Below are 21,402 nucleotides of genomic sequence, written 5' to 3' on the forward strand. Positions count from 1 at the left end.
CCCGCCGGGCCAGCTCCCATCGTCTAGCGGTCTAGGACGTCGCCCTCTCACGGCGAAAACAGGGGTTCGAGTCCCCTTGGGAGCGCCACCGGCCGGAGATCTCTTCGAGCCTTCTCGCGCTACGCTGGTTCTTCTTCGGTAGGACGAAGCTCGAATTTGACCTCACTGGCGTAGAACGATTCGGTGAGGCCGATCGAGGTGCCGAACGCGATCTCGATGTCGTCTGCGGCGGGCCCTTCGCAGGTCGGCCATTCGGATCGGTCCGGGGTCGCAGGCAGGCGTCTGACGGTCAGCTCCGAGATGATGGATACCGCGTCGCCCGTCAGGCTCAGTCCGGTGACGCGGCGCATGTGGATCACCACCTGCGCGTGCCGGTCGAGGATGAAATACCCGTTCTCGTCGATCTCGTCCGTCATCCGGAACGCCTTGAGCACGATCGACGCGCTGCCGTCCGCAATGGTGATGCCGTCCAGGGTCGCGTCGTGGAAGCTCGGGCAGAACCCGAACCAGTCGATGACGGCTTGTCCGCCCGGGAGGGGCGCGAAGAGCGCCTTGTCGGTGGGGTACCACGCGCGATCGTCAGCCACGATTGCAGTGACTCCGTTACCTTGGACAGCGTCGCAAGCTCACGGCCCGCTTGAGGGACTGCGCCAATTGATCTGCGCACACGCCGTTATCTTACTATGTCATCCCGAGTCTCGTCTAAGACGAGAACCCGGGATCCATAAACGCCGACCTACCTGAATGAGGCGGAACGCGGCCCGCACCGTCCTGCATCGTCAGCGGTTATGGATCCCGGGTTCCGCTGCGCGGCCCCGGGATGACATCGAGGACTTCAATCCGGTCGGCCCAATCAAACAGAACCTCAATGCTCGTGCCCGTGCTCGTGCGTATGCTCCGGCAACGTCAGCCCGAAATGGCTCACCAGATCCTGCACCTGCGCCGGGGTCAGGTGGCGCGGGTTGAGGTTGCGCAGGAGCAGGTAGAGCTTGGCCGTCTCCTCCAGCTCCTCGGTGGCGAAGACCGCGGCCTCGAGGTCCTCGCCGGCTACCACCGGCCCGTGATTGGCGAGCAGCACGGAGGAGTATTGCCCGGCCAGGCCCCGGATCGCGTCCGCCACCGCCGGGTCGCCGGGACGGTAATAGGGCACCAGGGCGACCGCGCCGGCCCGCATCAGGCTGTAGGGGGTGAGCGGCGGCAGCACCGCGCGGGGATCGATCTCCGGCAGCATCGAGACCGCGACGGCGTGGGTCGAGTGGAGGTGGACGATCGCCCGCGCGGAAGCCCGGCTGTCGTAGAGGGCGCCGTGGAGCGGAATCTCCTTGGTGGGCTTGTCGCCGGACAAAAGCTGCCCGTCGCGGTCGAGGCGGGAGATCCGGGCTGGGTCGAGGAAGCCGAGCGAGGCGTTGGTCGGCGTCACCAGCCAGCCGCCGTCGTCGAGGCGCAGCGAGATGTTGCCCGACGAACCCGGCGTCAGGCCGCGCTCGAACAGCGAGCGGCCGAAGCGGCAGATCGCCTCGCGCAGGGAGGATTCGCTCTTGCCCGATCCAATCGTCACGCCGTCGCTCCCTCGATCAGCTCGAAGCCGAGATCCACCACCGTCGCCGGGCCTCCGGTGCAGAGGAGCCGGGCCGCCGTCGCGCCGGCCTCGACCCGCGGGGTGCGGATGGTGGCGAGCGGCTGCGGCATCAGCCGGCCGACATCGAGGCCGTTATAGCCGAACAGCGCCAGCCGTCCCGGCACAGAAAGGCCGTGGGCGAGGCAGTGGAAGTAGCCGCCGAGCGCCATGTCGTCGTTGGAGAAATAGGCTGCGTCGAGGTCCGGCACACGGGCGAGCAGGGTCTCCAGCCCGTGTCGGCCGGCCTCGACGGAGGACGGGCTCGCTACCCGCTCCTCGCCGGCGAGCGCCAGCCCGGCCGCGCCCAAGGCGTCGCGAAAGCCGGCATAGCGCTTGGCGGCGCGCTTATCCTTGGTCAGGTCGTGGCCGATATAGCCGATGCGACGATAGCCGCGGCCGGCGAGGTGGCGGGCGCTCGCCTCGCCGGCCGCTCGGTTGGAATAGCCGACCACGATGTCGAGCCCCGGCCCGTCGACGTCGAGGAGCTCGGCCACCCGCACTCCGCTGGCGAGCAGCCGCCGCCGCGTACCCGAATTGTGCTCGAGCCCGGTGACGATCAGCCCGGCCGGGCGCCAGCTCAGCAGCGAGCCGACCACCGCCTCCTCCTTGTCCTGATCGTAGTCGGTGACGGCGATGACCGACTGGAAGCCCTCCTGCTCCAGGGCGGCGGTCGCGCCGCGCAAGAGGTCCGGGAAGACGATGTTGGTGAGCGACGGGATGACGATGCCGATCAGCCGCGAGCCGGTGGAGGCCAGCGTCCCGGCGATGCGGTTCGGCACGTAGCCGAGGCGCGCCACCGCCGCCTCGACCCGGGCGCGCGTCTTCTCCGAGAACGAGCCGTGGCTGCGCAGGACCCGCGACACCGTGCTCTCGCCGACCCGCGCCTCGCGGGCGACGTCCGCGAGCGTGATCGGGCGGCGGCCGATCCCCTCCCGCAACGTCTCCTCGTCGGCCGCGAAGGCCTCGTTGCCCCCCTCGTCCATCCGCCCTCCCGTCTCGCCCGGCACCTTGTCACGGCGGCTCGGGAAAGCCACGATGTCACGGTTCCCGGGCCGGCTCAACGGATCCATGATCCGGATTGGCAGCGCTGCCACATCGATGCTAGAGCTAGGGGCGATGGCGCGGCGTCAGATCGCGCAGATCCGGGCCGGTCACGGTCCGCAGGGAGGATACGGCATGAGCGACACCCCCGCCCGCGTCGCGGTGATCGGCCTCGGTTCGATGGGCTACGGCATGGCGCAGGCCCTGCGCCGGGCCGGCCTCGACGTCGCCGGCAGCGACGTCACGTCCGACAATGTGGCGCGTTTCGCCTCCGAGGGCGGCCGTGGCGCCGCGAGCGCGGCCGAGGCGGCATCGGATGCCGGCATCGTGGTCTGCGTCGTCGTCAACGCCGCTCAGACCGAGGCGGTGCTGTTCGGGCCCGGCGGCGTCGCCGAGGCGATGCCGAACGGCGCGGTGTTCGTCTCTTGCGCCACGATGGATCCGGAGATCGCCCGCCGCCTCGCCGCCCGGCTCGAGGCCACCGGCCGCCACTACCTCGACGCGCCGATCAGCGGCGGTGCCCAGCGCGCGGCGCAGGGCGAGCTGACGATCCTGGCCTCCGGCAGCGCGGCGGCCTTCGCGCAGGCGAAGCCCGCCCTCGACGCCATGGCGGCCAAGCTCTACGAGCTCGGCGACGCCGCCGGCCAGGGCGCGGCCTTCAAGATGATCAACCAGCTGCTCGCCGGCGTGCACATCGCCGCGGCGAGCGAGGCGATGGCCTTCGCGGCCCGTCAGGGGCTCGACCTGCGGAAGGTCTACGAGGTGATCACGGCGTCTGCCGGCAATTCCTGGATGTTCGAGAACCGGATGCCGCACGTGCTCGACGGCGATTACGCCCCGCGCAGCGCGGTCGACATCTTCGTCAAGGACCTGGGCATCGTGCAGGACATGGCCCGGACCCAGAAGTTCCCGGTGCCGGTGGCGGCCGCCGCGCTCCAGATGTTCCTGATGGCCGCCGGCGCCGGCATGGGCCGCGACGACGACGCCTCGGTGGCGCGGATCTACGCGCAGGTGACGGGGACGGCCCTGCCGGGCGGGGCAGGCTGACGCTCTTCGGGCGATACGAATACTTATCCCACCCTTGACCTCATCCTGAGGTGCCGGCCGATCGAAGATCGGTTGGCCTCGAAGGAGGCCTCCAGAAGGCTCTGTGATCCCTGGAGGCCTCCTTCGAGGCTGCTACGCGGCACCTCAGGATGAGGTCGCGGGTGGGAGGTGCTGCCAGGGAGCCGTCAGGGCTCAACCAGATGCGCCGCGCCCGGACGTGCGCCGGTGCTGACGAGGGAGGATCATCATGCCGCGCTTCGCCGCGAACCTGACCCTGATGTTCACCGAAGTCCCGTTCCTCGATCGCTTCGCGCAGGCCGCCGAGGCGGGGTTCGAGGCGGTCGAGTTCCTGTTTCCCTACGACCATCCGCCCGAGGCGATCGGCGAGCGCTTGAACGCGCACCGCCTGACCCAGGCCCTGTTCAACCTGCCCCCCGGCGACTGGGCCGCCGGCGAGCGCGGCCTCGCGGCCCTGCCCGACCGGTTCGAGGAGCTGAAGGGCGGCGTCGAGACGGCGCTCGGTTACGCCCGCGCGACGGGCGTCAAGCGCCTGCACCTGATGGCCGGCATGGCCGATCGCACCGACCGGCGAGCGCAGGATTCCTATCGCCGCGCCGTCGCCTGGACGGCGGAGCGCCTGCAAAAGGCAGGCCTCGACCTCGTCCTCGAGCCGATCAACGCCCGCAACATGTCGGGCTACTTCCTCAACGATTTTGCTTACGCCGCCGACCTGATCCGCGAGCTGGCGCTGCCGAACCTGAAGCTCCAGTTCGACCTCTACCATTGCCAGATCCTGCACGGCGACGTGACCATGCGGTTGCGCGCGCTGATGCCGATCGTCGGCCACGTCCAGACCGCGAGCGTGCCGGAGCGGCACGAGCCCGGCAGCGGCGAGATGAACGACGCCTTCCTGTTCGCCGAGCTCGACCGGCTCGGCTATGACGGCTTCATCGGCTGCGAGTACAATCCGCGGGCCGGCACGCGCGAAGGGCTCGGCTGGTTCGCCCCCTACAAGGGAGCACGGACATGACCCTGGCGCTGGGCTGCATCGCCGACGACTATACCGGCGCCTCCGACCTCGCCAACACCCTGACCAAGGCGGGACTGCGCACGGTCCAGACTATCGGGGTGCCGGCGGACGATCTCGCGCTGCCCGAGGTCGACGCCGTGGTGGTCTCGCTCAAGAGCCGCTCGATCCCCGCCGGGGAAGCGGTGGCGCGCTCGCGCGAGGCCGCGGCGTGGCTGAACGCCCGGGGCGCCGGCCACCTGCTGTTCAAGGTCTGCTCGACCTTCGATTCGACCGATGCCGGCAATATCGGCCCGGTGACGGACGCCCTGCGCGCGGATGCCGGCGAGGCGATTGCCCTCGTCACCCCGGCCTTCCCGGAGACGGCGCGCACGGTCTATCTCGGCCACCTCTTCGTCGGCGCGGTGCCGCTCGCGGAGAGTCCGCTGAAGGACCACCCGCTCAACCCGATGCGGGATTCGAACCTCGTGCGGGTGCTGGCGCGCCAGAGCCGGTCCGACGTCGGGCTGATCGACCTCGCGACGGTGGCGCTGGGCGCGGAGGCGGTGAGCGCCCGGCTCGACGCGCTCGCCCGCGAGGGCAAGGGGGCGGCCATCGCCGACGCGGTGCTCGACCGCGACCTCGCGGTTCTGGGTGCGGCCGCCCTCACGCGAAAGGTGTCGACCGGCGCCTCGGGCCTGGGCCTCGGCCTCGCCCGCGCGCTCGTCTCCTCGGGCCGGGTCGCGCCGGCGGCCGCGGAGTCCGACCTCGGCGGGCCGATCGGCGGCCCGGCGGCCTGCCTCGCCGGCAGCTGCTCGCAGGCGACGCTCGGGCAGATCGCCCGGGCCGAGGCCGCGATGCCGGTGCGCCGCCTCGATCCGGCGCGGCTGCTCGCCGGCGCGGACGAGGCCGGCGCGGCGCTGGCCTGGGCGAAGGAGCGGATCGGCGACGGTCCGGTGCTGATCGCCAGCAGCGCCGGCCCGGAGGACGTGGCCGCGGTCCAGGCCAAGTACGGCCGCGACGCCGCCGGCCACGCCATCGAGGCCGCGATGGCGCGGATCGCCGAGGGGCTGGTCGCCCACGGCGTGCGCCGCCTGGTGGTGGCGGGGGGCGAGACCTCCGGCGCCGTGGTCGACCGCCTCGGTCTGCCGGCCTTCCGCGTCGGCCCCGAGATCGCCGCCGGCGTGCCGGTCCTGCGCACCACCGACCGGGACATGTGGCTGGCGCTCAAGTCGGGCAATTTCGGCGGGCCGGACTTCTTCGCCGATGCGCTGAAGTTGATGCCGTAGTGTCGTTGCGCGGCCCGGCCGGGCTCCGTCCGGTCAGGTCGCGCGGGCCTCGGAGCGGCGGGGCTGCATCACCAGCCTTACCTCAAGGTCGCCGTCTAGCTTCTCCAGGATCGTCATCAGCCGGTCGAGGGTGAAGCGCCGCAGCTGGCCGTTGCGGATGCAGGAGAAATCGCTATGCGCCACCCCCGTCGCAGCCTCGGCGTCGCGGATGGTGAGGCCACGCCCGTCGAGCGTCCGGATGATCTGCGCGGCGATGAGGGTGCGTGCCTGTTCGAGATCCGGATGCGGGCGCTTCAGGTCGCGATAGACGTTCCCGCTTCCGTGGACGAGGTCGAGATCGTCGTTGCTCATCGTAAGGCCTCCTGCACTCTCCTTACGTAAGATCATGGATCACGTCATACGACCCTCGCTCGTTCTTTTCTGGAACAAATGAAGCGCGGGATCCCCTCTCCCGTGTGGGAGAGGGGTAGGGGTGAGGGTGACACGCCGCAGTGTGAAGCTCTAACCGTTGTGCTGGCAGCTCAACGTTTGGTGCCAGACTCAGAGCCGTAGCACCCTCACCCCCGACCCCTCTCCCACACGGGAGAGGGGAGACGCGCTCTGTCCTAATGCGATCAGGTCCGGAAAATATCGCGTCACGGCTCACCCTGCCCCTCCGCCTCTTCCCCCTCGGGCGCGGCGGGCGGCGGCACCGGCCGCGGCGCCACGCTCGGCACCGGCGCGACAACCACCGGCGGCGCAGGCGCCGCCACGACCGGCGCCGGCCGCCACGGCCGCGTCTCTCCCGGCCGCTTGGCGGTCTCGATCACCGGGCCGTCGGTGGTGAAGCGCAGGGTCGTCGCCCCGTGCGCCGCCAGGAATGTCTTGTCGAGGATGTGCGAAGCGGCGCAGCCCGGCGGCGCCGGCAGCCGGCTCACCACCACGGTCGCGCGGGCGCAATCCTCCGGAAAGGCGCGCTTGTCGCGGACCAGCGCCACGCTGACGCCCCGGGGCCCGTGGCCGACGCAGCCGAGCTTGTCGCAGCGGGCGCCGGCGGTGAGCCCGGGATCGTCGCGGGAGCGGCCGTCGCCGTCGGCCTTGAGCCACTGTTCGAGCACGAAGGCGGGGGGCCGCCCCAGAACCACGAGGCGCCCGTCCGCCCCGCGCAGGGCCGCGCCGCCGCCCTCGCGGTCGACATAGAGGTCGCGGCGCTCCGGCGACGCCGCCAGCGCGAGGCCGAGGAGGCCGGGGGCGAGGCCGAGCCAGCGCAGGCCGGAGACCGGCAGCACCAGGAGCAGCAGGGCCACGCTCATCAGCCCCAGCGCCTCCGGGCCGAAGGCCGGCAGCACGACCGTCGCCCGGTCGAAGCCCTGGATCCAAGTCGAGATGTCGAGCATGCCGCGCACGGCGAGCCCCATCGCCCACCAGACCGGCCGGTCGAGGGCGAAGGGATAGGCCAGGATGCCGAGCACCGCCGCCGGCATCACCACCAGCGAGACGAGCGGCAGGGTCAGCGCGTTGCCGACGACGCCGAAGGGCTGCACGGTCTGGAAATGGTAGGTGGCGAAGGGCGCGGTGGCGACCTGCGCCACGAGGGTGGTGGCCAGCGTGCCGATCACCGTGGCGAGGCACCAGGCGAGCGCCCGGGTGACCGGCCCTGCCCCCTCCGGGTTCCACAGCCGCCCGTCGATCAGCTTCGCGCAGGCGATGAGCCCGGCCACCGCCCCGAACGACATCTGGAAGCTCGGGCCGAGCAACCCGTCCGGCTCGCGGGTGAGCGAGATCAGGGCGGCGAGCGCGAGGTTGCGCAGGCTGAGCGCCGGCCGGTCGACCAGGATCGCGCCGAGCATCACCAGGGTCATCACCAGGGAGCGCTCGGCGGCGAGGTCCCAGCCCGAGAAGGCACAGTAGGCGGTGACCCCGAGCATGGCGAGGCCGGCGGAGATCTTCTTGATCGGCCAAGCCAGCGCCAGGCCGGGGACCAGGGCGAGGAGCGCCCGGGCGAGCCAGAACACCACGCCGGCGGCCAGCACCATGTGCAACCCGGAGATCGACACGACGTGATAGATGCCGGCCGCCCGCAGGGCGTCGTTGGTCGGCTGGTCGATGAGGCCGCGCTTGCCGGTGACGAGGGCTGCCGCCACCGCGCCGGGTTGGCCGCCATTGGACTCGGCGATGCGGCGAGTGAGCGCGTTGCGGGCCTCGTCGAGGCCGGCGGCGAGGCGCAGGGCGAGCGGTGCGGGCTCCGGTGGCGGCTTCACCGCCGCCTGGCCGAGGAGCGAGCCGACGGCGCCGATCCCGCGAAAATACGCGTCGCGGGAGAAATCGTAGCCGCCGGGCCGGGCCGGCTCCGGCGGGGGCAGCAGGCGCGCCTTGGCCTCGATGTAGTCGCCGGGTTTCAGGTTGTCGGCGCGGCGGTACGAGACCCGCACCCGGGCCGGGCGCTCGGAGACGGGCATCTCGCCGAGCCGCAGGACGCGCACCACCAGCCGCGCGCCCTCCTCCCGCTCCTCCAGCGCCTCGACGAAGCCGTGGAGCGGCGCGATCACCGTGCGGGCGAGGACCGGCGCGGCGACGCTGGCGGTGCGGTAGGCGGCGGCGGAAAAGCCGAAGAACGCGAAGGCGGCAGCGAGCAGCAGGGCCGGCGCCACCGCCCGGGCGCGCAGGCCGAAGGCGGCCCCGGCGAGGACGAGCCCGGTGCCGAGCGGCGCGGCGAGCACGGCCGGGCCGTCCGCCACGGTGAGGAACAGGAGCGCCCCGCCACCGAAGGCGACGGCGAGCCAGGGAAACAGCCGGCGCTGCGCGGCCTCCTGCGCGAGGCCGGCGGAGAACCAGCCGCCCAAAGCCGGCAGCAGCAGCACGGGCGCCGGCATCGCGCGCAACCGGCGCGCCACGGCTCCCGTTCCTGCCCCCGGCCCCGCCATCCCGCGTCCCGACCCGACGAGGCTGCGCCCAACCGCCGCTGATCCCGCCGTGACGGGACGGCCCGGAAGACGGTTTCTTAACGGCTCGTCCCGCGCATGCTACAGGACCCGGCGCCGGCGGGTCGACTCGAGCAGCCCTGCCCTAACGGCCCCGGCCACACCGTTTTTTCGCTCTCACCCGGTTCACGTCGCGCATGTCCTCCGTCGTCACCCGCTTTGCCCCGTCGCCCACGGGCTTCCTCCACATCGGCGGGGGTCGCACGGCGTTGTTCAACTGGCTCTACGCCCGCCGGCACGGCGGCCGGATGCTGCTGCGCATCGAGGACACCGACCGCGAGCGCTCGACGCAGGGAGCCATCGACGCGATCCTCGACGGGCTCAACTGGCTCGGCCTCGATTGGGACGGCGACGTAGTCTACCAGTTCGCCCGGGCCGCCCGGCACCGCGAGGTGGCGGAGGGGCTGCTCGCGGCCGGCCGGGCCTATCACTGCTACGCCACGCCCGACGAGCTGACCGAGATGCGCGAGGCGGCCCGCCGCGAGGGCAAGCCGATCCGCTACGACGGCCGCTGGCGCGACCGCGACCCGTCCGAGGCCCCGGCCGGCGTCAAGCCGGTGATCCGGCTTCGCGCCCCCACCGACGGCGAGACCGTGGTCGAGGACGCGGTGCAGGGCCGGGTGGTGTGGCAGAACAAGGACCTCGACGACCTCGTCCTGCTGCGCTCGGACGGCACGCCGACCTACATGCTGGCGGTGGTGGTCGACGACCACGACATGGGCGTGACCCACGTCATCCGCGGCGACGACCACCTGACCAACGCGGCGCGCCAGACCCAGATCTACCAGGCGCTCGGCTGGGACGTGCCGAACATGTCGCACATCCCGCTGATCCACGGGCCGGACGGGGCGAAGCTCTCGAAGCGCCACGGGGCGCTCGGCGTCGACGCCTATCGCGACCTCGGCTACCTCCCGGTCGCTCTGCGCAACTATCTCGTGCGCCTCGGCTGGAGCCACGGCGACCAGGAGATTTTTTCCACCGAGGAGATGATCGCCGCCTTCGATCTCGGCTCGGTCGGGCGCTCGCCGGCCCGGTTCGACTTCGCCAAGCTCGAGAACCTGAACGGGCACTACATCCGCTCGTCCTCGAACGAGGCGCTGGTGGAGGCGATCGAGGCGATCCTGCCGACGCAAGGGCAGCGCTGGGGTCTCTCGGCTCCCCTCGATCCGGCCTTGCGGGAAAAATTCATCGCCGCGATGCCGGGACTGAAGGAGCGGGCCAAGACCCTGATCGAGCTCGTCGACAGCGCCTACTACCTCTACGCGCCGCGCCCGCTCGCCCTCGACGAGAAGGCGACCGGCCTCCTCGGCAATGGCGGGCGCGAGCGGCTGGCCGGCGCGCTCACGCACCTCGAAGCGTTGAACGAGTGGAGCGCCGCCTCGACCGAGGGTGCGGTGCGGCATTTCGCCGAGACCGCCGGGGTCAAGCTCGGACAGGTGGCCCAGCCCCTGCGGGCCGCGCTCACCGGCCGGACGACCTCGCCGCCGCTCTTCGACGTGATGGCGGTGCTCGGCCGCGAGGAGAGCCTGGAGCGCCTGCGCGAGCAGGTTGCAGCGTAGGGCCGACGGCACGCCCCTCGCGAATCCACCGTCGCGGGGGGCGATCCAAGCCCGATCCGAGGGCCTCTGAACAGATCATGAATTCTGTCACCCGTGCGGGGGGCCGCGGTTGATGCCGGTGCGACGATCCGCTAACCCGGTCGGCGAGTGAGCACCCGCAGCAAAGTCGCCGCCCTGCCCCGGGGGCCGCGGTCGAGGCGCCAACGCTCAGTCACGTTGATGAAAGGGTCCGCAACCCCATGAGCCTCCCCACCAGCACCCTCACGGTGAACGGCCGCGCGATCGAGATGCCCACCAAGGCCGGTACGATCGGTCCGAGCGTCATCGACATCAGCAAGCTCTACGCGCAGACCGGCCAGTTCACCTACGACCCGGGCTTCACCTCGACCGCCTCGTGCGAGTCGAAGATCACCTACATCGACGGCGACGAGGGCGTGCTGCTGTACCGGGGTTACCCGATCGAGCAGCTGGCCGAGCACGGCGACTTCCTCGAGACCTGCTACCTGCTGCTGTACGGCGAGCTGCCGACCGCGGCCCAGAAGGCCGATTTCGATTACCGCGTCACGCGCCACACCATGGTGCATGACCAGATGAACCGGTTCTTCCAGGGCTTCCGCCGCGACGCCCACCCGATGGCCGTCATGGTGGCCTCGGTCGGCGCGCTCTCGGCGTTCTACCACGACTCGACCGACATCACGGACGAGAAGCAGCGCATGATCGCCTCCATGCGCATGATCGCCAAGATGCCGACGCTCGCGGCCATGGCGTACAAGTACACGATCGGCCAACCCTTCGTGTATCCGAAGAACGACCTCGACTATACCTCGAACTTCCTGCGGATGTGTTTCGCGGTGCCGTGCGAGGAGTACCAGCCCAACCCGGTGCTGTCGCGCGCGCTCGACCGGATCTTCATCCTGCACGCCGACCACGAGCAGAACGCCTCGACCTCGACGGTGCGTCTGGCCGGCTCCTCGGGCGCCAACCCCTTCGCCTGCATCGCCGCCGGCATCGCCTGCCTGTGGGGGCCCGCGCATGGCGGCGCCAACGAGGCGGCGCTGAAGATGCTGGCCGAGATCGGCACGCCGGAGCGCGTCTCCGAATACGTCGCCAAGGCGAAGGACAAGAACGATCCCTTCCGCCTGATGGGCTTCGGTCACCGGGTCTACAAGAACTACGACCCGCGCGCCCGCATCATGCAGAAGACCACGCACGAGGTGCTGAGCGAGCTCGGCATCAAGGACGACCCGCTGCTCGACGTCGCGATGGAGCTGGAGCAGATCGCCCTCAAGGACGAGTACTTCATCGAGAAGAAGCTCTACCCGAACATCGACTTCTACTCGGGCATCACGCTCAAGGCGATGGGCTTCCCGACCTCGATGTTCACGGTGCTGTTCGCCCTCGCCCGCACCGTTGGCTGGATCAGCCAGTGGGCCGAGATGATCGAAGACCCGTCCCAGAAGATCGGCCGTCCGCGCCAACTCTATACCGGCGCTCCGAAGCGGGATTACGTCACGGTGGCTCAGCGCGGCTGAAGCCTCGGGCATCCGGATATGAGAACGGGCGGCACGCGCGTGCCGCCCGTTTCTGTTTGTGCGACCACCAAAACAACACCGCTCCCTTTCCCGGACGACTGAAACGAAGTGGAAGGAGATCCGGGATCCAGCGAAGCAAGTGCCGCGCAGCGGCTCTGCATACTGCACCGTGGCAGACAAGCGGACGCTTCGCGATTTCTTATGCTGGATCCCGGATCTCCTTCCGCTGACGCTACAGTCGTCCGGGAAAGGGGGCGGAGAACTTTGACTCTCGGCGGATTGATGTATCCGCCGAGAGTGCTTTCAGCCCGTTACGCCGGCACCTTCCCGCCCAGCTCGTCCTCGATATGCGCCCGCACGATGGCGTCGAAATCGGGCTCGGCCTTGAAGCCGAGCTCCAGCGCGCGGCGCGCGTCGAAGGTGCGGGGCCAGCCGGAGACGATGCGTTCGATCGTCGGATCGGGCTCGCGGCGGATGCGGGCGACGGCCGAGTCGCCCGCGGCGCGGCGCAGGGCCTCGATCTGCTCGGCCACCGTGGCGCCGACGCCCGGCATGGTCAGGTTGCGGCGATCTCCCAGACGCTTCGTGTCGATCGTCGCGGCATGGATCAGGAAGCCGACCGCCGAGCGCGGCGAGGCGTGCCAGTGGCGGACCTGGTCGGAGACCGGCAGCACCGCCTCCTGGCCGGCCAGCGGCTCGCGGATAATGCCGGAGAAGAAGCCCGAGGCCGCCTTGTTGGGCTTGCCCGGCCGCACGCAGATGGTGGGGAGGCGGATACCGACGCCGTCGAAGATCCCCCGCCGGCTGTAATCGGAGAGCAGCAGCTCGCCGATCGCCTTCTGGGTGCCGTAGCTGGTGAGCGGCGCCGTCAGGTATTCGTCGGGGATCGGGTCGGGCATCGGCGCCCCGAACACCGCCACCGACGAGGTGAAGACGAAGCGCGGCTTGTAGCCCTCGCCGATCGCCCGCACCGCGTCGTAGAGGCGGCGCGTGCCGTCGAGGTTGATCCGGTAGCCCTTGTCGAAATCGGCCTCGGCCTCGCCGGACACGATCGCCGCGAGGTGGAAGATCACGTCCGGCCGGCCGGCGACCAGGCGCTCGGCCTCGCCGGGATCGGAGAAGTCGGAGGCCGAGAGCGAGACCGGGATCGCGGTGCCGGCGGGTGCCTCGGGCGGCACCACGTCGTGCAGGGTCAGGCGCGAGATCGTCTCGCCGCCGAGCGAGCCGTCCTTGACCAGCCGGTCGAGGAGCTTGCGCCCGACCATGCCGGCGGCGCCGAGGATGAGGATATGCATGGGATGATGTCCTTCGCGTCGTCAGAGCCAGTTCGGCTTCGTTCGCATCGTCGTCCCACCCTCACCTCATCCTGAGGTGTCAGTCGATCATGGATCGACTGACCTCGAAGAGACCTCCAGAGATGTCTCAGGCTTGTGGAGGCCTCCTTCGAGGCTCACTGCGTGAGCACCTCAGGATGAGGTTGCGGGTGGGAGAAATCGATGCTCGCGGTACCGTGGCTGCGAGTGAAAGAAGTTCTCAGAGCGTGAAGCCGCCATCGGCGACGTGGGTCTGGCCGGTGGTGAAGCGGGACTCGTCGGAGGCGAGGTAGACGGCGAGCAGGGCCATCTCCTCCGGCGTGCCGAGCCGGCCCATCGGCTGGCGGTCGATGAAGGCCTGGCGGGCGGCCTCGACCGAGGTCTTGTTCATCTCCGCCAGCGCCGCGATGCGGTCGTCGAGGGAGGGCGACTGGATCGTGCCGGGGCAGATCGCGTTCGCCCGCACGCCGCTGCGGATGAAGTCCCGCGCCACCGCCTTGGTCAGGCCGACCACCGCCGCCTTCGAGGCGCCGTAGACGTAGCGGTTGGGCGCGGTGGCATCGGCGCCGACGGCCGAGGCGATGTTGACGATCGAGCCGTTGCCGCGCTCCAGCATGCCGGGCAGGAAGGCCCGGATGGTGCGGTGCATCGAGCGCACGTTGAGGTCGAAGGCGAGGTCCCACTCGGCGTCGGTGCAGTCGAGGATGGTGCCGTGATGGACGAAGCCCGCGGCGTTCACCAGCACGTCGACCGGGCCGGCGCCCTTCGCGAATTCCGCCACCGCCGCATCCGAGCGCACGTCGAGGGCGGCGGCCTGCGCACCCTTCAAGCTCTCGAGCTTCCCCGCATCGAGATCGGTCGCCAGCACCTCCGCGCCCTCGGCGAGGAACGCCGCCGCGATGGCGCGTCCGATCCCCTGGCCCGCCGCCGTCACGACCGCGCGCTTGCCCGTCAGACGTCCCGCCATTCTGTCCTCCCGCTTGTGTCGTGCCCCGCTCGCCGGCGGGGCTTGTTCGTGAAACCGTGGCGCCTCAGGCGAGGCGCTTGAGCATGTGGACCAGGCGCCGGTCCGGCAGATCCTCGACCCGCTCGGTGGCGTAGCCCCGCCGCGCGTACCAGTCGATGTTCCGCACGAGCTTGTCCCCGGTGTAGAGCCGCAGGCACGACAGGTCGAGGTCCCGCGCCCTCGCCTCGGCCGCCGCCAGCAGGGCGTTGCCGAGGCCCGATCCCTGATGCGCCGGATCGACCGACACGCTCCAGATCATCAGGTGATCGGGCGTCGGGTCGAGGATCAGGGCGCCGGCGGGCTTTTCGTCCTGGTCGGGCAGCCAGACCTCATAGCGCGCCAGCACCTCGGCGGCCGGCGTGAGGAGCGGTACCGGCTCGACGCCGAGGAGCGGGCGGTTCGGCGCGTAGGCGGCTTCCTGAAGGGCCGCGAGGGCGCTCTCGTCCGCATTGGTCGCCCGCCGCAAGGAGGTGCCGGGGATCGTCGCCCGGTTGAGCGCGCCGAGGCGCAGGGACTGTCCGCCTTCGAGGTTGTCGGGCGCGAGCCAACGGTCGAAGCCCTGGGCGAGCTGCGGCCACTCGCCGTCGAGCATCGAGAACCACGCCGTGTCGCGGTTGCGGCCCTTGACGATCACCGCCTGGCGAAACAGCCCCTCGTAGGAGAAGCCCAGGCGCTCGGCCGCGCGCCGCGAGGGCGCGTTGAGGGCGTTGCACTTCCACTCGTAGCGGCGATAGCCGAGGTCGAAGACGTAACCGGCGAGGAGCCGCATCGCCTCGGTGGCGCCGGGCGTGCGCTGGAGCGCCGGGGTGTAGAGGATGTTGCCGACCTCGATCACCCGGTTCGCCCGGTCGATCCGCATCAGGGAGGCATGGCCGATCGCCTTGGCCGTCTGGGCGTCGAGGATGGCGTAGAACAGCGGATCGGCCGAGGCGGCGCAGGCCGCGATGTAGGCCTGGAAGCTCTCAGGATCGTCGAACGGCCCAGCGGCCATGTACTGCCACAGGGCCTCCCGGCCCGGCCCGACCGCGCCCTCGGCGAGGTCGGCGGCGTGGGCCGCGTCGAGGGGCACGATCGTGACGTGGCGCCCCTCCAGACGGATCCGCTCCGGCGCGGGGGCCGGGGCGGTGATGGCGACGGGCCGGCCGATCGGCAGGCCGGTGACGGGATCGCGGTCCTGGCTCATGCGCCGCCCTGCTCCTTCGGGTCTCGCGCCTTGAGATCCTGGCGGAAGAAGCCGTTGATCTCCGAAAAACTCACCGAACCGTCAAAGCCGCCGAAGCTGCCCTCGTCGTGGATGCGCCTGGCCGCCCGGATGAAGCCGGTCCAGGCCGCCCGCGCCAGCGACGAGCCGACGCTGATCCGGCGCACGCCCAAGGCTTCGAGATCGGCGACCTTGAGTCCCGGATTGGTGCTCATCAGGAGGTTGACCGGCACCGGCGCCAGGGCGTCGACCAGGGTGCGGATCTCCTCGCGCCGTTTCGGGCCCGGCGCGTAGACCACGTCGGCCCCCGCCTCGGCATAGGCCTGGAGCCGGCGGATCGCCTCTGGTAGCGGCTCGGGATGGCCGGTGAGGTAGCACTCGGCCCGGCCGGTCAGCATCACGTCGGCGCCCGCGGCGTCGATTGCCGCGCGGGCGGCGCGGATGCGCTCGGCGCCCTCCCGGATGTCGTAGAGCGGCCGGGCGGGATCCCCGGTGGCGTCCTCGATCGACAGCCCGGCGATTCCGGTCGCGACGCAGGCCGCGACGTTGCGGGCCACGCCCTCGGGATCGTGCGCGTAGCCGGATTCGAAATCGGCGTTCACCGGCAGGTCGGTGGCGGCGACGATCTCGGCGATGTGGGCGAGCATCGCCTCGAGCGGCACCGCCCAGTCGGTGTCCGGCAGGGCGCGGGTGAACGCGTAGCCGGAGCTGGTGGTGGCGAGCGCCGGAAACCCCATCGCCGCGAGGTAGCGGGCCGTGCCGATGTCCCAGGGATTCGGCATCACGAAGCAGCCGCTCTCGTGGAGCCGCCGGAAGGCGGCGCGGCGCGCGGCGAAATCGGTCATCGGGGTCGTCTCGCGGGAATCGGAGCGCCAGCCTTTCATAGGGCGCGGGCCGCTGTAAACTGGTCGTCGCCGCGCGTCAGGCGGCGCGCACCGAGGCGATGAAGCCTGCGACCTCGGCCCCGAGCCGGTCGGCTTGCTGCGTGAGCGCCGAGGCCGATTCCAGCACCGCGGCGCCGGCGGCGCCGGCCTGCTCGGAATCCTGCGCGACGCTCGCGATGGTGCGCGTCACCTCACCGGTGCCGGTCGCGGCCTGCGCCACGTTGCGGGCGATCTCCTGCATCGCCTCGCCCTGCTGGGCGACCGCGGCGGCGATCGCGGCGGCGCCCCCGTCGATCTCCCGGATGCGTGCCGTGACCGTGCCGATCGCCGCGACGGCGCGGGCCGTGGCGGCCTGGATCTCGCCGATCTGGCCGCCGACTTCTTCAGTCGCCCGCGCGGTCTGGCTCGCCAGCTGCTTCACTTCCGCCGCCACCACCGCGAAGCCGCGGCCTGCCTCGCCGGCCCGCGCCGCCTCGATCGTGGCGTTCAGCGCCAGCAGGTTGGTCTGGGCGGCGATGGACGAGATCAGCTGAACCACGTCGCCGATCCGCGCCGCGGTCCCGTCGAGGGCCCGGACGGTGGCGCCGGCCTCGTCGGTCTCGGCCACGGCCCGCCGCGCGAGGTCGGCGGAATCCCGCACCTGCCCGCCGATCACCGTCACCGAGGTTCCGACCTGCCCGGCCGCGGCCGAGACCGCCTCGACGTTCCGCGCCGTCTCCTCGGCGGCGGCCGCCACGGTGGCGGAGCGCTCCGCCGTGTCGGTGGCGACGGCGCTCATGCTGCGGGCGGTCTCCTGGAGGGCGCCCGCCGAGGCCGAGACCGTCGCGACCACCGCACCGACCGCCTGCTCGAACCGGTCGGCCATATTCCGGAACGCCGCCCGGCGCTCCGCTTCGCTGCCCGCGCGCAAGGAGGCCTGCTCGGCGACGAGCGCGCCGTTCTCGACCATCTTGGCGTGGAACACCGCGAAGGCGCGGCCGATGGCGCCGATCTCGTCGCGGCGGCGGGAATCCGGGACGGCGACCGCGAGGTCGCCCCCGGCGACCCGCCCCATGGCGTCGGCCAGCTGCGTCAGCGGGCCGGAGATGCGCTGGCCGACCCACCAGGACAGGCCGGCGGCGCACAGCATGACGAAGCCGATGCAGCCGAGGATCAGCCGGCCGGTCCAGTCCCGCGAGGCGGTCACCGCCGCTTGCGCCCTGGCGCGCTCCTCCTCGGCGGCCTGCGCGACCGCGGCGATGCGGGGCGCGAGGCGGGTATAGAGGGTCGCGAGGTCGTCCGCTTCCTGCTTCAGGCTGCCGGCGCCGACGAGGTAGGCCATGAAGCCGTCCCGGTAGCGCCCGACGAGGTCGCCGATCTCACCCCGCTCGGCCGGGCTCAGCCGCGTGCCCTTCAGCGCCTCGACGAATTCCGCCGCCCGCTCCCGCAGCGCGTCGCCGTAGGCCTCGTCGCCCCGCAGCATGAAGTCCTTCTCGTGCCGCCGCATCATCAGCATCAGCACGGCGAGGCGCGGCTCGTCGATCCGGGCGAGCCGCGTCTCGACGTCGTGGATCGCCCCGCGCAGGCGTCCCTGCAGCCCGTCCTTCTCGGTGAAGCCGAGGGTGCGCTGCGCCGCTGCGACGTTCTGGAAGCGCGTGGCGTAGATGTTGAGACCGGCCCGCAGCGCCTCCGCGGCCTTGAGCGGCGCATCGTCCGGCAGGGGGGCGACCTGCCGCTCGATCTCGTCGAGGCGTTCGCCGGCCTTCGCCAGCAGGGCCTGGCGCTCGTCGATCAGCGCGTCCTTCCGGTGCAGCAGGAAGTCGGTCTCGACCTGATGCGCCTTGAGGAGATCGTCGGCGAAGGCGGTGATCCGGGCCGCGAGATCGGCGGCCCGGTCAGCGCTTGCCTGGAGCCGCTCCTGGCTCCACGAGCCCCAGCCGAAGACGACGCCCAGCAGAAGGACTCCGCCGACGCCGAGAACCGCAATCTGTGCGCGCAGACCGACGCTGGGGAAACGGAGCTTCATCGAAGGACCTATCGGGACGACAAGGTCTTTTTGTTAGCCGGATGAGCGTTAAGATCCGGTGAGATCCGGTATTTTACGCCATATGACCGTTATATATCTCGAATTTCCGGAATGATGCGGTGCGGAACGCTGGGTCAGAATGGCGGATCAGCACGCAGGCTCAGGGAAGCAAGAGACAGGAAAGTTGCGCACGGCCATGCTGATGAGACGGACCTCTTGCCCGGATCGCTCCCCTTTCCCGGACGACTGAAGCGGCAGCGGAAGGAGATCCGGGATCCAGCACGAGAAGTCGCGAAGCGTCTGCTTGTCTGCGACGGTGCATAAGACAGAGCCGCTTCGCGGCGAATCCTTGTGCTGGATCCCAGATCTCTTCCGCTTCGCTTCGGTCGTCCGGGAAAGGGGAGCCGTTCAAGGAGGGGCGTTTGCGCGTCGACACAGGTCTCCGCATGGTCTTCGGCGAACCGTGATCGGCGGCGTCGAGCGATAGCCCGGCCGCACCATCGAAAAAAAGAGCGCAGGACCTCCCCTCGCCCACGGGAGAGGGGAAACCCTGCGCTCGGTCTCGAAACGGCGTTTCTCGATCGCGCCCCAGTCCGTCATCGGCCCGGGGCGCGGGACATCAGTGGTTGTCGCGCGGCACGCCGTGCGTCTGGGCGATGCGCTGGAAGGCCTCGGAGCCCTTGAGGATCATGCCCTCGGAGAGCTGGTCGACCATCGCGCGCTGGATCGCCTGCCAGGGGGTCTGGCTCGCCGGGTAGGGGTAGCCGCCCCGGGCGTTCAGGTCCTCGCGGCGGCGCCGGATCTCCTCCTCGGGGAGCAGGATGTCGGCGGTGCGCTTGTTGAGGTCGATCCGGACGCGGTCGCCGTTCTGGAGCAGCGCCAGGCCGCCGCCGGCCGCGGCTTCCGGCGAGGCATTGAGGATCGAGGGCGTGCCCGAGGTGCCGGACTGGCGCCCGTCGCCGATGCAGGGCAGCGACAGCACGCCCCTGCGGATCAGCTCGCCCGGGGGCTGCATGTTCACGACCTCCGCCGCGCCCGGATAGCCGATCGGCCCGGCGCCGCGCATGATCAGCACCGTGTGCTCGTCGATCTCCAGCGCCGGATCGTCGATGCGGTGGTGGTAATCCTCCGGCCCGTCGAACACCACGACGCGACCCTCGAAGGCGTAGGGGTCGTCCGGGTTGGCGAGGTAGCGATCGTAGAACTCGCGGCTGATGACGCTGGTCTTCATGATCGCGGAATCGAACAGCGAGCCCTTGAGGTTGAGGAACCCGGCGCGCTCGCGCAGGGGCTCGTTATAGGGCTTGATGACGTCGCGATCCCAGGTCTGGGCGCCGGCGCAATTCTCCGCCACGGTCTTGCCGTTGCAGGTCAGCACGTCGGCGTGGAGCTTGCCGGCCTCGAGCAGCTCGGACATCACCGCCGGCAGGCCGCCTGCGCGAAAATACTCCTCGCCGAGATAGTGGCCGGCGGGCTGCATGTTGACGAGGAGCGGGATGTCGTAGCCGACGCGCTCCCAGTCGTCGCAGGTCAGCGGCACGCCGATCAGCTTGGCGATGGCGTTGATGTGGATCGGCGCGTTGGTCGAGCCGCCGATGGCGGTGTTGGCGACGATCGCGTTCTCGAACGCCTCGCGGGTGAGGATGTCGGAGGGCTTCAGGTCCTCCCACACCATGTCGACGATGCGCTGGCCGGTGGCGTAGGCCGCTTGTCCCCGCTCGCGGTAGGGCGCGGGGATCGCCGCCGAGCCCGGCAGCGCCATGCCCAGCGCCTCGGCGAGCGCGTTCATGGTCGAGGCGGTGCCCATGGTGTTGCAGTGGCCGTCCGAGGGTGCCGACGAGGCCACGATGTCGAGGAACTGCTGGTAGTCGATGTCGCCGGCGGCGTGGCGCTCGCGGGCCTTCCACACCACGGTGCCCGAACCGGTGCGCTCGCCGCGGCTCCAGCCGTTCAGCATCGGGCCGACATTGAGCGAGATCGTCGGGATGTTCACGGTGGCCGCCGCCATCAGGCAGGCCGGCATGGTCTTGTCGCAGCCGGTGAGCAGCACGACGCCGTCGAGGGGGTAGCCGTACAGCACCTCGACCAGCGACAGGTAGGCGAGGTTGCGGTCGAGCGCGGCGGTCGGCCGCTTGCCGGTCTCCTGGATCGGATGGCACGGGAACTCGAACGCCACGCCGCCGGCCGCGGTGATGCCCTCGCGCACGCGCTTGGCGAGCTCGAGATGGTGGCGGTTGCAGGGCGAGAGGTCCGAGCCGGTCTGGGCGATGCCGATCAGCGGCTTGCCGCCGCGCAGCTCGCCCACCGTGAGGCCGAAATTGAGGTAGCGCTCGAGGTAGAGCGCGGTCATGCCCGGGTTGTCCGGGTTGTCGAACCAGAGGCGCGAACGCAGGCGGCTGGCGTCGATGCGGGGGCGCGGCGTCTGGGCCATGGCGGGGTCGTCCTTCCCGAGTTCGTTCTTGTCGAGAACCGTTCCGGGGAACCTATGGACCCGGCCGGTGCAGGAAGGCAACACCGCCGTGCGCATGGCCGGCGCCCCCGCGGCTGCGACGCCGAGAGGCCGAAAGTTTCTCGCGGTACTGCTGTCGCATCACGGCGGAGCGGTGCTATGAGGCCGGCTGAACCACATCGCTCGACTAGTCCAGGGGAGCCGCCGATGAGCCAAGAGAAGCCGTCCAACCCGCTCGTGCCGATCGCCATCGTGGTGGCGATCCCGGTCGTCGTCTGCCTGATCATCATGCTCACCGACGACGGCATCGAGCGCTCGCTGCTCTGGGCGGCGATCAAGACCGGCATCATCCTGACGGTGCTCGGCGGCGCGATCTCGTACGGCGTCAGCCGGCTGGCCGAGCGCAACGCCTCGCGCTGAGCCAGATCCGTCCCGACGGCACCGGAAGGCCGCGGGACCGCCGGGCGGGGCGCGACGACGCCCTGCCCCGCC

17 protein-coding genes and 1 tRNA gene are annotated in these 21,402 nt (G+C 70.8%); 7 read left to right on the forward strand and 11 right to left on the reverse strand.

Annotated elements, in window-relative coordinates; translation table 11 throughout:
• Positions 1-12 precede the first annotated feature (12 nt).
• A tRNA-Glu gene (locus tag ABZT49_RS12615) sits at positions 13-88 on the forward strand.
• 31 nt (positions 89-119) lie between these two features.
• On the opposite strand, the gene ABZT49_RS12620 is transcribed toward ABZT49_RS12615, so the two are convergent.
• The 3 genes from ABZT49_RS12620 to ABZT49_RS12630 form a co-directional block, all read right to left on the reverse strand.
• A complete protein-coding gene (locus ABZT49_RS12620; RefSeq protein WP_355286411.1) occupies positions 120-587 on the reverse strand; it encodes a hypothetical protein in 468 nt (155 codons plus the stop codon).
• 278 nt (positions 588-865) lie between these two features.
• The gene (locus ABZT49_RS12625; protein WP_355286471.1) at positions 866-1,552 is read right to left on the reverse strand and encodes an aldolase; all 687 of its coding nucleotides are present in this window, start codon (positions 1,550-1,552) and stop codon (positions 866-868) included.
• A gap of 2 nt (positions 1,553-1,554) precedes the next feature.
• Complete coding sequence (locus ABZT49_RS12630) at positions 1,555-2,601, reverse strand: LacI family DNA-binding transcriptional regulator (protein WP_407943496.1); 1,047 nt, start codon at positions 2,599-2,601, stop codon at positions 1,555-1,557.
• Between the two features lie 133 nt (positions 2,602-2,734).
• Between ABZT49_RS12630 and ltnD the strand changes: the two genes are divergently transcribed.
• The 3 genes from ltnD (at position 2,735) to otnK (ending at position 6,001) form a co-directional block, all read left to right on the forward strand.
• Positions 2,735-3,706, forward strand: a complete 972-nt coding sequence (gene ltnD / locus ABZT49_RS12635; RefSeq protein WP_355286413.1) for an L-threonate dehydrogenase — start codon at positions 2,735-2,737, stop codon at positions 3,704-3,706.
• A 247-nt stretch (positions 3,707-3,953) separates the two neighbouring features.
• Positions 3,954-4,736, forward strand: a complete 783-nt coding sequence (gene otnI / locus ABZT49_RS12640) for a 2-oxo-tetronate isomerase (protein ID WP_355286414.1) — start codon at positions 3,954-3,956, stop codon at positions 4,734-4,736.
• Positions 4,733-6,001, forward strand: coding sequence for a 3-oxo-tetronate kinase (gene otnK / locus ABZT49_RS12645; RefSeq protein WP_355286415.1), 1,269 nt, complete (start codon positions 4,733-4,735; stop codon positions 5,999-6,001). The genes otnI and otnK overlap by 4 nt, the downstream gene beginning before the upstream one ends.
• A gap of 33 nt (positions 6,002-6,034) precedes the next feature.
• Here otnK and ABZT49_RS12650 read toward each other — a convergent pair whose 3' ends face one another.
• Both ABZT49_RS12650 and ABZT49_RS12655 read right to left on the reverse strand, forming a co-directional pair.
• Positions 6,035-6,352, reverse strand: a complete 318-nt coding sequence (locus tag ABZT49_RS12650; protein WP_355286416.1) for a helix-turn-helix transcriptional regulator — start codon at positions 6,350-6,352, stop codon at positions 6,035-6,037.
• Positions 6,353-6,636: 284 nt separating this feature from the next.
• Positions 6,637-8,904 carry a ComEC/Rec2 family competence protein gene (locus tag ABZT49_RS12655; protein WP_407943493.1) on the reverse strand — a complete coding sequence of 756 codons (2,268 nt, stop codon included), beginning with the start codon at positions 8,902-8,904 and terminating at the stop codon, positions 6,637-6,639.
• Between the two features lie 194 nt (positions 8,905-9,098).
• Here ABZT49_RS12655 and gltX point away from each other — a divergent pair, with 194 nt between their 5' ends.
• Both gltX and gltA read left to right on the forward strand, forming a co-directional pair.
• Positions 9,099-10,520 (forward strand): glutamate--tRNA ligase, encoded by a 1,422-nt coding sequence (gene gltX, locus ABZT49_RS12660; RefSeq protein WP_355286417.1) that lies wholly within the window; start codon positions 9,099-9,101, stop codon positions 10,518-10,520.
• 239 nt (positions 10,521-10,759) lie between these two features.
• Entirely contained in the window at positions 10,760-12,052 is a 1,293-nt protein-coding gene (gltA, locus tag ABZT49_RS12665) for a citrate synthase (RefSeq protein WP_355286418.1), read from the forward strand.
• 311 nt (positions 12,053-12,363) lie between these two features.
• Here the strand turns inward: gltA and denD are convergent, their stop codons facing one another.
• The 6 genes from denD to ABZT49_RS12695 all read right to left on the reverse strand — a co-directional run bounded on the left by denD (position 12,364) and on the right by ABZT49_RS12695 (position 20,892).
• Positions 12,364-13,347 carry a D-erythronate dehydrogenase gene (gene denD / locus ABZT49_RS12670; RefSeq protein ID WP_355286419.1) on the reverse strand — a complete coding sequence of 328 codons (984 nt, stop codon included), beginning with the start codon at positions 13,345-13,347 and terminating at the stop codon, positions 12,364-12,366.
• Between the two features lie 238 nt (positions 13,348-13,585).
• A complete protein-coding gene (locus ABZT49_RS12675; protein WP_355286420.1) occupies positions 13,586-14,332 on the reverse strand; it encodes an SDR family oxidoreductase in 747 nt (248 codons plus the stop codon).
• A gap of 64 nt (positions 14,333-14,396) precedes the next feature.
• Positions 14,397-15,554, reverse strand: a complete 1,158-nt coding sequence (locus ABZT49_RS12680; protein WP_355286421.1) for a GNAT family N-acetyltransferase — start codon at positions 15,552-15,554, stop codon at positions 14,397-14,399.
• Positions 15,551-16,417 carry an isocitrate lyase/phosphoenolpyruvate mutase family protein gene (locus ABZT49_RS12685; RefSeq protein WP_355286422.1) on the reverse strand — a complete coding sequence of 289 codons (867 nt, stop codon included), beginning with the start codon at positions 16,415-16,417 and terminating at the stop codon, positions 15,551-15,553. The genes ABZT49_RS12680 and ABZT49_RS12685 overlap by 4 nt, the downstream gene beginning before the upstream one ends.
• A 76-nt stretch (positions 16,418-16,493) precedes the next feature.
• Positions 16,494-18,461 (reverse strand): methyl-accepting chemotaxis protein, encoded by a 1,968-nt coding sequence (locus ABZT49_RS12690; RefSeq protein WP_355286423.1) that lies wholly within the window; start codon positions 18,459-18,461, stop codon positions 16,494-16,496.
• 619 nt (positions 18,462-19,080) lie between these two features.
• Complete coding sequence (locus tag ABZT49_RS12695; protein ID WP_355286424.1) at positions 19,081-20,892, reverse strand: IlvD/Edd family dehydratase; 1,812 nt, start codon at positions 20,890-20,892, stop codon at positions 19,081-19,083.
• Positions 20,893-21,117: 225 nt separating this feature from the next.
• Here ABZT49_RS12695 and ABZT49_RS12700 point away from each other — a divergent pair, with 225 nt between their 5' ends.
• Complete coding sequence (locus ABZT49_RS12700; RefSeq protein ID WP_355286425.1) at positions 21,118-21,330, forward strand: hypothetical protein; 213 nt, start codon at positions 21,118-21,120, stop codon at positions 21,328-21,330.
• Positions 21,331-21,402: the final 72 nt, after the last annotated feature.

Source organism: Methylobacterium sp. EM32, assembly GCF_040593685.1.
GTDB lineage: Bacteria > Pseudomonadota > Alphaproteobacteria > Rhizobiales > Beijerinckiaceae > Methylobacterium.